We start from the raw sequence: 12,328 nt of genomic DNA, 5'->3' as shown, positions 1-12,328 counted from the left end.
GATCTTCAAGTCCGGCCTCATTGTAAGTGGCAAAGCCACTAACAATGATTTCACAGCTGACCGCATTTTCAACTTTTGCTCCAGACTAGTGAACTGTTCTTTTGATTTAGAATTTTCATTTGGATAATGTGGAGTTAAGAATTTCAAGATGCTGCGTTTTTACTCGCTAATATTAGGATTAAGAACACAGTTGACTTTAATTTAAATTTCGGGCTATTATTTTTTTGTAAATGAGGACATTAAAAAGGACTGAAGACGGCAATCTTCAGTCCCAAAAATCTTAATGTCATCGCCTGAATATATAAAAAAACTATGTGTTACTCAAGGTCAGACATGCCAGTGTCTGGCCTTTTTTTGTAATTCAATCATACTAATAATGTTTCTATTTGAAAGAATACATATAATGATTATGAAATTACTTTTTAATCAATTATTTAAAAGTGTAAAATTAAGGTAATTACATTTCCACCAAAGGAGAATGTCGCGATGGAAAACGTTATTTCACAAAGAGAATTAGAAAATAAAGAATTAGCTAAAAATGCAGCTGAAGAAGGTATTGTTTTATTACAAAATCGTAATGCTACTTTACCGATTAAAAATAAAACAGTAGCTTTGTACGGAAGTGGGGCTTTTGCCACAATCAAAGGTGGTACTGGTTCTGGTGATGTTAATCAACGAAATATGGTTAGTATTCTGGATGGACTAGAGAGTCATGGTTTCACGGTTACTACTAAGGCTTGGTTGAACCGTTTGAATCGCTATTACCAAAAAGAAAAACAGTCACATGATGAAAAATTAAAAGATGATCCTTTAGCTTTATTAGCACCAGCCTTTAAATTTGATGACCCAGAAGTCGGTGAATTTGAAGATAGTTTAACTGGAATCTATGTTATTTCAAGAAGTTCTGGCGAAAATTATGATCGTAAAAATGAAGCTGGCGATTTTAAATTAACTGATAATGAACTTTCAAATATTAAACGAATGAGTGAATATTACACTAACAGCATTTTGCTTTTGAATGTTGGTGGTGTGATCGATACTAGTTTTATTGATGAATGTCCTTTGTTGGATAGTGTTGTTCTCGTTTCTCAATTGGGAATGACAACTGGAGATGCGGTCGTTGATATTATTGACGGTACAACAACACCTTCTGGTAAATTAACAGATACTTGGGCTTATTCATACGATGATTATCCAACTTCAGAAAATTTTGGTATGGAGAATCCTAAGTACGTTGAGGGTATTTACGTTGGTTATCGTTATTTTGATAGCTTCAACGTTAAACCAAGATATGAGTTTGGTTACGGCTTGAGTTACGCTGATTTCTATTTAAAAGCACAAAAAGTAAATGTTAATGAGAAAAAAATTAAGCTAAGTGTTAATGTCGAAAATATTGGCAATAAGTATTCTGGTCGTGAAGTCGTTCAAGTGTACGTTTCTAAGCCACAGACGGGAATTCCTACGCCTTATCAAGATTTAATTGGCTATGAAAAAACATCTGTATTGCGTCCTAATGCGCAACAGAAGGTGGATTTTGAAATTGATACGAGTGATTTAAGTGTTTTCGATGATGAATTAGGAGCTTATGTTCTAGTGCCTGGGACTTATCTTTTGCGAGTAGGTAACAGTTCACGTAATACGAAAGTCGTTGCTTCGTTTAAACTTGATGAAAAAGTTATTTTGAAAAAAGTTGATTCATTGATGAAGCCGGAAACTGATCCAACTGTCTTTACAGAGAACAAAGTTGAATTGGAGAATGTGACTGACGTACCACGTTTTATTTTGAAAGCTAATAATTTCCCAGAAACTGAATTTATCCAATATCAAGAAAAATCTGATGTTACAACTTTCATCAATGATGAAAATCCATTGCCTGGTAAAGGTTTAGACGAAGTTGTAGAACAAGTTCGCAATGCTGCTGGAAAAACACTTGATGACGTTAATAATGGTGATGTCGAGCTGGCTGAATTTGTGGCTAGTTTATCTACTAAGCAATTAGTTGATTTAGTCGAAGGACAGCTTTCAACTAAAGAGAATAGTGTGGTTGGTATCTCGTCAGATATTTTACCTGGTGCTGCTGGACAAACTGGAATGATCGATCATAAAGGGGTTCCCGCTTTAGTTATGGCCGATGGACCTGCTGGAATCAGAATAGAGCCAGTCTTTGAACGAAACGGTCAGACAATTACACATTATGCAACTGCATGGCCTATTGGAACAGCATTGGCTCAGACTTGGAATAAGAGTTTGGTTAAAAAAGTTGGATTCGCCATTGGTAAAGAAATGGTCGAGTTTGGAGTTGATTTGTGGTTAGCTCCAGGAATGAATATTCACAGAGATCCACTAGGTGGACGTAATTTTGAATACTTTGCTGAAGATCCATATCTTTCTGGAACGATTGCTGCATCAGAAACTAAAGGGGTACAAGATCACCAGACAATTGGAGTAACCTTGAAACACTTTATTGGCAATAACCAAGAGAGTTTCCGTAATTCCGGAGATAGTTTAATTGGTGAACAAGCTCTACGTGAAATTTATTTGCGTAATTTTGAGATTGCTGTGAAATTAGGCCAACCAGTGGCAATGATGACTTCATACAATCAAGTTAATGGAACGTTCTCAGGTGCTAATTTTGAATTATTAACGAATATTTTGCGTGATGAATGGCATTTCAAGGGATTAGTAATGACCGATTGGTTCAGTTCCGCTGATCCTAAAGAAAGCATGCATGCTGGAAATGATTTAATTATGCCTGGAAGTTCCAAGGAAGATTTGCTCTGTGCAGCTAGTGATTTTGGACCAGAGTTTGATGATCAGGGCAATATCAAAATTAAAGAAGAACTTGATATTAAAACTAAGGGCATCAAGAGAACAGAAATGTGGAACGACTTCGTATTAGATGCCGATGGGGATGTGTTAGTAAAAGTTAGAGTTGATAGCAATTCTAATTTGAATAAGCAAATCCAAACTTGGGTTTATACTGGAGAAGCTCAAATCGTTGATGATGATCACGTCTTGTTAACAGGAAAGTGGAAAGATAACAATACTTTGTACTTAGGTGATTTACAAAAATCTGCAATCAATATTTTAAGAACAGTTTTGAAATTGAAGTTTAGTTAAAATGCCGTCCTCCGCAACAAGAAAATTTGGCTGGAACGCCATGGGCCGACTTAGAGCTAATTATTTCCCACTTCGTGCAAAATAATGGATCTCTAAGCTCGACCTTTCCCTAAGCAATAAATTGCTAAGGGAATCTCATGGCTGAGCCAATTTTCTTGTTGCTCCGGACTAAATTCTGCTTTGCTAGGTAGTGTCATTGTAAAATTTGAATAATAAATAAGAACAGCCTCTATTAGGAAATACTCAAGTATATAGAACATATATCTTGAATATTTAATAGGGCTGTTCTTTTGATTTGAAATTTTTATTTAAATTATGTAGATCTAAAAATCTCGAAACATTGCAATTTTACTTGATAATATTAGAACTAGGGAACTAGTCGGTAGTAAAAAATCTGTGGACCCTCAGTCGTGTCCACCACGTTCCAGTGGCCCACAGATTTTTTGCGGACGACGGCATTTTACACAAAAAAAGAATAAGGGCGTAGAAATCAAAATTAACTTCTACACCCTTATTCTTTTTTGATACGTGATAAACTGTTTGCAATAGACTGATTACGTACCGAAAGTAATATTATAACATTATATTAATATCTGTTTAATAGGTCAACATAAGCATCAACAATACTTTGTAAGAATCCGACAGTTCCCTCAGCAACATTGCCGTTTTCATCAAGAATATTTGTCACATTGCCAATGTATGCTTCCGGTTGTTGAAGAACTGGCATGTTCAAGAATACTAGTGATTGACGTAGATGGTGGTTGGCACCAAACCCACTGATAGCACCGGGTGAGACGCTGACAATAGCAGCTGGCTTCATGTCCCAAGCACTTTGTCCATAAGGTCTTGAACCAACATCAAGAGCATTCTTCAATGCAGCTGGAACAGAACGATTGTATTCTGGTGTTACAAATAAAACACCTTTAACATTTTTAATTTTATTTCTGAATTCTGTATATTCTGCTGGAACTGATTCAGGTGTATCAATATCCTCATTATATAGTGGTAAATTACCAATTTCGATAAATTCTGGTTCGTATTGGCTAGGGAAAAGCTTAGCAAGATTCTTAGCGATTTGCTTTGAATATGATCCTTTACGTAAACTTCCCACTAAAACAGCGATTTTTTCTGACATATGAAATTCCTCCGTAACCTTTGATGTTTTTAAATTATCATAAAAAAGAATAATCAACAAATATTTGTTCTCGCAAACAAAAATAAATTTATTCTGTAAGAAAACGATTGCAAAAGAATTACATGTGTGTTCACGATTTATCGACAGTTGTATAAGTATGCAGAATGTAACATTTTAATTGCAATAATATGACCTTAATTACAGGAGTGTTACAAAAACAACTTCAAACTGAATTTTTTTATTCTGTTCGTAATATGATTGAAATATTTATCTTGTATAGTTTCCTCTGGTAAATGAAAAACCGGGGAGAGATTAGTTGTTAAAGCAAATTAAATTAGAAGCACTACTTATCATTAGTTTGATCGTTACTGGGGATATGGGATATACAGTTGCTTATGCCGCAGATTCATCAGCAGACCAAACAAGTAATGCAACGGATTTTAGAAAAACACTGACTAATTTGGAAACAAACCAAAGAGTCGATGAAAATGCCGATAAACTAAATAAAAAAATTGTGTTATCAGGTAATAAGGAATTTATGCCTGGAATCGAAAATAGTGAAAAAGATCCAAATGTGAACATGGACGAGATTGCATCACAAGTTCAAACAGAACAAAAACAACAAGATGTTGATCACGCGCCAGTTCAAGAATCACAGCCAGAACAAGTTGAAGAGTCACAACAAGCAATTACACAAGCTGCTTCAGAACCACCTGTAGAAATGCAAACAGCTGGTAAGAGTGTTGGTACTTTTAAAATTAGTTTTTATGATCCTGCAGTTTTAGGATCAGATATGGGCTATTCAGGGGTTGCTACTAATTTAAGTGTTATTCCACGTGGATCAAGCTTGAAGATTACTACAGCTCAAGGGGATGTCTTCTATCGAACAGTTAACGATACAGGAACATTTGCCTATGACAATCCTTATCAAATTGATATGGCAATGCCAAATAGTATGATTCCTTCATATGGAATTACTAGTGCTACTGTTGAAATCATTGGTTAATTGAATTAGTTCTGAAAAACAGCCAGTAACTCACAAATTGAGTTGCTGGCTGTTTGTTTTCTATTATCATGAGGGGGTCAAAAATTTAATTAACTATCTTCTTATTGTAAAATATAATTATTAAAAAGAAGGTTAGATAAATGAAAGCATTTGGAGTAACTAATAATAGACAAGATAGTTTTGTAGAATTCGATAAAGCAGAAGAATTGCCTACAGGTAAAGATTTGTTAGTTAAAATCGAAGGTATCTCAGTTAACCCAGTTGATATTGCTACACGTAAAGGTATCAATACTGAATTAAAAGAGCCTAAGATTTTAGGTTATGACGGTTACGGTGTCGTTGAAAAAATTGGCGAAGCCGTTAAGAATTTTCAAGTAGGTGACAAAGTATTTTTTGCCGGTGATTACACTCGTGATGGCTCATATCAAGAATATGAATTGATTGATGAAAGAATCGTGGCTCATGCACCTGCACAAACTTCGATTGAAAAAAGTGTCGCTATGCCATTGGTAGCTTTGACAGCTAGTGAATTGTTATTTGAAAAACTAAATATCAACCCAGTTATCGATAATCGTGAAAAAACAATTTTAATCATCAATGGAGCCGGTGGTGTCGGTTCTATTGCTACTCAATTGGCTCATTTGGCTGGTCTAAAAGTTATTGCTACAGCTTCAACTCCGGAAAAGGTAAAGTGGGTCAAGGACTTGGGTGCCGATTTAGTGGTTAACCATCATCAAGATCTAATTAAGCAAGTGCACGATTTGGGAATTGAAAATATTGATTATATTGTTGGATTAAGTAACAACGATCCACACTGGCAAGAAATTGTTGAATTGATCAAACCATTTGGTACTTTTGCAACTATTACTAATTTACGTGAATCACAAATAGGTGATTTAAAACAAAAATCAGTTAGCTTTGCTTGGGAATGGATGTTCACCAAGGCTAAGTTCAAGTTAGACTCAATGTCTGATCAAGGGGCTTATTTAGAGAAACTCGCTGATGGTTTAGACAGTGGCATGATTAAGTCAACGGTTACTAAAGTTTTCCATGGATTTAACGTTGAAAATATTAAAGCAGCCACAGAATTAGTTGAAGAAGGACACATGATGGGAAAAGTCGTTGTTTTAGCTAAATAGTAAAAAAGCAGGTAATCGTGTTTTGATTACCTGCTTTTGTTTAATTTAAGCGCAAAAAGTTATTGAGTATTAGATTAAATTGTAGTGTTTTAGACCATTAACGATACCACCGTTAACGTTTTCAGTGGTAACATAAGAAGCAATGGCTTTGACCGAGTCTAAACCGTTACCCATGGCAACACTGTAATCAGCAAATTCAAGCATTGGCAAGTCATTATTACCATCGCCAAAGGCATAAGTTGGTTTGTCTTCAAGGTCTAGTTCCTTTAATAGATGTTTGATACCACTCATCTTAGAAACACCCTTATTGACAGTATCAACTGATCTAGGACCTGTCTTATAAAAAGTAAGATCATCGAAGACTTCTTGATAATTGGAGCCATCACCTTCAGTAACGATAACAATCATAGGAACTTTGTTAGATTTGTAGAAATCAGGATCAATTTCAGGTAGTTCTAAATGAACACTTTTGTAAAAATCTTCAACAAAAGGGTTAACTTCGTTAAGATATGATTGATCAGCTGAATGAACACTAACAGTGTCACCGAATTTTTTAGCTTGTTTAAGAAGCTTTTCGATTAAGTCTGGTTTAATATTGTTTTCGTAAACTACTTTGCCTTGAGATTGGACATAAGCTCCATCCAAGGTAATATATGTATCAATATCAGTTGAGTTAAGCACTGGGTCAATTTCAATTGGAGCACGTCCAGTGTTAACGACTGGTAAATAGCCATTTTCTTTGAGTTCACGTGTAGCTTGTGCAACGTCTGCATCAATTTCTGAATGGGCGTTTAGAAGTGTACCGTCGAGGTCGAAGAAAACAGTTCCCTTATAATTTGTTTGCAAAAGATCACCAACCTAAATAAATTTTGTATACTTATAACATATTACCAAGTTTTAAAGAAAAGATGGAGTGATATTAATGAAAATTTTAATGATTGAAGATAACAAGTCCGTCTCCGAAATGATGGGAATGTTCTTCCAAAAGGAAAAGTGGGATGCCAGTTTTGCATATGATGGTAACGAAGCCGTCGATATGTTCAATGCTAGTCCTAACGATTGGGATATGATCACCCTAGATTTGAACCTTCCAGGAAAAGACGGAATGGAAGTTGCTAAAGAGATCCGTAAAGTATCTAAAACTGTACCAATTATTATGTTAACTGCCCGTGATACCGAAAGTGATCAAGTATTAGGTCTAGAATTTGGTGCTGACGATTATGTCACAAAACCATTCAGTCCTATCACTTTAATTGCTCGTATGAAGGCTATTCACAGACGTGATGAAAATATGGCTGAAAAATTAGCTGAGAGCAAGAGCGTTAATGCAACGGTGGAAGAAGCAGATGATGGGTTCGACATCAATACTGGTTTCTTTAAGCTCAACTCAAGCACGCGTGAAGCTTATTTAAATGATAAAGAAATTCCTGATTTGACACCAAAGGAATTTGATTTATTGAAGACTCTAGCTAGCAAGCCTAAGCAAGTCTTTTCACGTGAACAATTACTAGAATTAGTTTGGGATTACGACTATTTTGGAGAAGAAAGAACAGTCGATGCCCATATCAAGAAATTGCGTCAAAAGATTGAAAAAGTAGGTCCACAAGTTATTGAAACTGTTTGGGGCGTGGGCTACAAATTTGACGATACAACTGCAAGGGCTGAGGCATAATGAAATTAATTTACCAAAATATGCTAAGCTTTTTGATTGTTATCTTAACGACCTTGGGGATCATTTTATATTCAGTTACGAGTGCCTCAACTAGCTGGGAATATAATCGGACTTACAAGAGTTTGGAAAGCTATGCTGGTAATCTGGAAAAGATTGCTTTGAAGACTGATCCTAAAACAGGACAGATTCATAATATTACTGGTGACAATATTCGAACGGTTGAACAAGTCTTGTCAGAAAGAAACGTGCAATTCGCTATTTTTGACTACAACAACGACCAAGTGTACCCAACGCCACCAACTAATGTAAAACTACATTTGAAAGATTCTTATTGGAAGAAACTTAAGCAAGGCAAGACAATCCGTAATGTGCAGAAGTTGCAAGACACTGATGGAAATCCGCGATTGCGAAAGGATGATAACCGAAGTTATGTTTATGTCCTAACGCCGTGGTTCCAAAATGGAAAGTTAATTGCGGCCGTTTGGGCTGGATCAGATGTTTCCGAGTTGCAGACTAATATTGGTGAGATTAATAGTCGTCTGTATTTTGCACTCTTGATTTCGCTATTAGCGGCAATTATTTTGAGTTTCTTACTTTCGAGATATCAGGTTAATCGAATTAATCGATTACGTAGTGCGACGAAGAAAGTTGCTAATAATGACTTCTCGGTTCATATCGAGAGTAAAGGTCGCGATGAACTAGATGATTTGGCAGAGGACTTTAATCAAATGGTTAAGTCTCTAGAAGCCTCAGATACTGAAATTAAGCGTCAGGAACAACGACGGAAGGAATTCATGGCAGATGCATCACATGAAATGAGAACGCCGCTAACGACTATTAATGGACTATTAGAGGGATTGGCTTATGATGCTATCCCTGAAGAGTCTAAAGGTCAAAGTATCCAGTTGATGAGGAATGAAACAAAACGTTTGATTAGATTAGTTAATGAGAATTTGGATTATGAGAAGATTCGGACTAACCAAATAACAATGGCTAAGCGAGTCTTTGACGCCAATAAGCCTTTAACCGATATTACTTCACAATTGGAGAAGAAGGCTGCTGGATCTGGCGATGAATTGATTTTGAAGAAGTATGATGGTGAATTAAAGACCTTCGCTGATTACGATCGTTTTGTTCAAGTTATGTTCAATATTATTCAAAATGCAATTCAGTTTACTAATGATGGCAAAATTTTTGTCAGTGGAACTCGTGAAGAAAATCGTCACGCCTCTGTCTTTACCATTTCTGATACCGGAATAGGGATGTCGGAAGACCAAGTTAAGAACATTTGGGATCGTTACTACAAAGCTGATCCTTCACGTAAGAACCGTAAGTATGGAGAATCTGGTTTAGGACTATCAATCGTTCATCAATTGATTGAAAATCATGGTGGTGAAATTGAAGTTAAGAGTAAGGAAAATGAAGGGACGACCTTTACCGTAACGCTCTTTGACGACGGTTATGAACATAAACCAAATGAAAATAAAGAAGGCAGTAATCGTTAAGTCTAAAAGATTTTGCCTAGATTTAAAATAAAAGAGTGCTCACAGCAAACTGAAATATATCAGATTTGATGTGAGCACTCTTTTTAATCCCTTTCAAATTTTTTTAAAATGTGAATACGCTTAAATTTCCAATTCTTACTCCAGACTAAATAACATTTCAATTATTTTTCTTGAGGTAAGTATGTTTAATACGTGATTTTGTAAAATAATTTAGTCCAGTAAGATGAAAACAGCCTCTATTAAAGGATTCAAGCAAAGTCTTGAATATTTAATGGAGGCTGTTCTTTTAATTTAAAATTTCTATATTTTTAGGTTTAAAAATACTAGAACCAACTAACTAGTCGGTAGTAAAAAATCTGTAGGCCCTCAGTGGTGTGATTTTACTTAGCTTGCGTAGCAAGATTAGTAAAAGACCGAGCTTCGAGATCCATGATTCCGTACGAAGTGCGGAATTATTAGCTTGAAGTCGTGTCCACCACGTTCCAGCGGCCTACGGATTTTTTGCGGACGACGGCATATTTCAACCACATTAGTTGGTGTGATTATTTCTCTTTTTTACCTAAGTATGACCAACTGTCGATTGGTGAACGGTCATCTTGTAATTGCAAAGCATCGGTATTATACAAATTAGTAGTTGATTTGTTGCCATTACGAGAATAAATGCTAGTAGATTTAACGCCTAGTTCATCACGACGTTTGACCAATTGTTGAACTTGATTCTGATAAGAGTAATTAGTTGGATTAACAGGGATGAATCCTGTTGGTGTATAGAATCTCAAGAGATTTTTGTTATTAACGTTGTCAGAAACTTTTAATTTTAGACTGACATCTTCCAACCATTTGTCGGCCTGCATAGCTAATCTTGGATTATCCTTCAAAGGAATTTCTTGACCGGTTTTGTTTTCATAAACGGTTGGACTACCAGAATCATTAGGGTAGACCGTATACTTCGGTGTAATCAAACTCTTATTTCGGAAGGCTACAACGGAACTATGTTGTTTCGATAGTAGATCTGTTCCTAATTGAACGTATTGACTAGTGTTAACTCCGGCCAAATGTAGAACTGTTGGTAAGACGTCAATTTCGCCACCGTAAGTATGTTTGATTCCGCCTTTAAGACCATTCATGTGAATCATAAAAGGTACACGTTGATACTGTGTTTCGTTGAATTTGCTCCAAGTGTCAGGATCTTGACCAAAGAGACCAGTAGCTAATTCTTTGTGCTGACTATCGCCTTTACTGTTCTTGTCAAGACCATAGTGATCACCATAAAGTACAATCATACTATTTTTTGACAGTCCAGTATCATTCAAATAATTGAAAAACTCTTCGACAGATTTATCTAAATAATGAGCGGTCTTAAAATATTGATTAATTTCGTCATCGTCAAGATCGGTAGATTTGAAATTATCATTATCTTCGTCAGCAAATTGATAACGAACGTGATTAGTAACGGTTAAAAATTTAGTATAGAAAGGTTGTTGCATCTGTTCAAGATACTTAGCACTTTCAGACAGCAACAATTTATCCTTAATACCATAAGTGTTAAGTGAGGCGGTATCAGGATTTTTAGTGTCGTAATAACTTTTATCGAAGAAGTAATTGTAGCCCATATTCTTATAAACAGAATTACGATCCCAGAAACTACCAACATTTCCGTGGAAAACAGCACTGGTATAACCCTTCTTTTGTGCAAGGATGGCGGGTGCTGCTTGGAAGGTATTTGAAGTTCCCAATTTGGTAAAGACAGAAGTACCCGCAGGAAGGCCAAATAGTCCAGATTCTAGCATTGTTTCGGCATCACTAGTTCGACCGCTACCAACTTCGTTGAAAAAGTTATCGTAAGCAATAGTATTTTTGTCATGATAAAGCTTATTCAAGAACGGTGTAACTTCTTGACCATTAACTTTCAAACCGATAAGGAATTGTTCAAAGCTTTCCAGATGGATGATGATGATATTTTTGCCATTAGCTTTACCGAAATAAGTTGGGTTGGGCGCTGCATAGTTTTGATGGACATAATCAAGGACTTTATCCATCTCTGATTCAGTAGCAGTTGAGCGCACTTGGTCATTTTGAGCCGATCTAATCGAATCATATGGTAGGAATGCGTTTATTCCTAAATATTTAACGATATAAGAGTGGTCAAAGGTTCTTCCTAATAATTGGGGACGATTAGCTTCAGAACCCGCCAAATCGGCTGAAAATAGCATTAAGCCCAAACAAGTTGTGGCTACGGCATTCAATTTTCTAAAAGGACGACGATCAACCTTGATGAAGTGGAAAATAAACAGAAGTGCAATAATGACAATATCAATTAGATAGATGGCATCACGTGCTTGGACAACACCTAAAGTTGTAGTACCAAGACCTTTGGCGACTTTACCGACACCAGTAATGGAATTGAAGGAAATAAAATCAGAAAATGATCGGAAGTATAAGACATTGCTGTAAATAAAAATTGAATCAGCAATATAAATAATCCCCATGGCAATGTAAGATAAAATTCCTCTATTGAAATAGAGCGCGACACTCATCAATAAAACCAGCGTAGCGAATGGATTAACAATTAATAAAAAGTGCTGTAAAAAGTTTTCGATACCTAAAGAAAAATCGAGATAGTAAGTAACGATGGTTTTTAACCATAGACAAAGAATTAAAAAGGTCATAAATCCTAATCTAGTATTTAGTACGGATTTAATTTTTTTCATAAAAGTTCCTCATAACATAATTAGTTCACTACGTAATAAT

At 35.8% G+C, this 12,328-nt stretch carries 8 protein-coding genes; 5 read left to right on the top strand and 3 right to left on the bottom strand.

The genetic code is table 11. The features are described from left to right. The first annotated feature begins 486 nt into the window (after positions 1-486). Positions 487-3,120, top strand: coding sequence for a glycoside hydrolase family 3 protein (locus ATN92_RS11770; RefSeq protein WP_056951785.1), 2,634 nt, complete (start codon positions 487-489; stop codon positions 3,118-3,120). 586 nt (positions 3,121-3,706) lie between these two features. Here the strand turns inward: ATN92_RS11770 and ATN92_RS11765 are convergent. Beyond that, positions 3,707-4,255: an NADPH-dependent FMN reductase gene (locus tag ATN92_RS11765; protein ID WP_056951790.1), complete on the bottom strand. Its 549-nt coding sequence runs from the start codon at positions 4,253-4,255 to the stop codon at positions 3,707-3,709. 316 nt (positions 4,256-4,571) lie between these two features. Here ATN92_RS11765 and ATN92_RS19325 point away from each other — a divergent pair, with 316 nt between their 5' ends. Together ATN92_RS19325 and ATN92_RS11755 are read left to right on the top strand one after the other, a co-directional pair. Beyond that, on the top strand, positions 4,572-5,261 hold the full coding sequence (locus ATN92_RS19325) for a hypothetical protein (protein ID WP_082604502.1): 690 nt from the start codon (positions 4,572-4,574) through the stop codon (positions 5,259-5,261). A 140-nt stretch (positions 5,262-5,401) separates the two neighbouring features. Further along, positions 5,402-6,400 (top strand): zinc-binding alcohol dehydrogenase family protein, encoded by a 999-nt coding sequence (locus ATN92_RS11755; RefSeq protein ID WP_056951792.1) that lies wholly within the window; start codon positions 5,402-5,404, stop codon positions 6,398-6,400. A 69-nt stretch (positions 6,401-6,469) separates the two neighbouring features. Here the strand turns inward: ATN92_RS11755 and ATN92_RS11750 are convergent, their stop codons facing one another. Beyond that, entirely contained in the window at positions 6,470-7,246 is a 777-nt protein-coding gene (locus tag ATN92_RS11750) for a Cof-type HAD-IIB family hydrolase (RefSeq protein WP_056951793.1), read from the bottom strand. A 76-nt stretch (positions 7,247-7,322) separates the two neighbouring features. On the opposite strand from ATN92_RS11750, the gene ATN92_RS11745 reads away from it, so the two are divergent. Together ATN92_RS11745 and ATN92_RS11740 are read left to right on the top strand one after the other, a co-directional pair. Further along, positions 7,323-8,072, top strand: a complete 750-nt coding sequence (locus ATN92_RS11745) for a winged helix-turn-helix domain-containing protein (RefSeq protein ID WP_056951795.1) — start codon at positions 7,323-7,325, stop codon at positions 8,070-8,072. Further along, on the top strand, positions 8,072-9,577 hold the full coding sequence (locus ATN92_RS11740) for an ATP-binding protein (RefSeq protein ID WP_056951797.1): 1,506 nt from the start codon (positions 8,072-8,074) through the stop codon (positions 9,575-9,577). Before ATN92_RS11745 ends, ATN92_RS11740 begins: the two co-directional genes overlap by 1 nt. A 542-nt stretch (positions 9,578-10,119) precedes the next feature. On the opposite strand, the gene ATN92_RS11735 is transcribed toward ATN92_RS11740, so the two are convergent. Further along, positions 10,120-12,288, bottom strand: a complete 2,169-nt coding sequence (locus ATN92_RS11735; protein WP_056951799.1) for an LTA synthase family protein — start codon at positions 12,286-12,288, stop codon at positions 10,120-10,122. Positions 12,289-12,328 lie beyond the last annotated feature (40 nt).

This window comes from Companilactobacillus bobalius, assembly GCF_009764355.1.
This window is presented reverse-complemented; position numbering and strand designations above follow the sequence as displayed.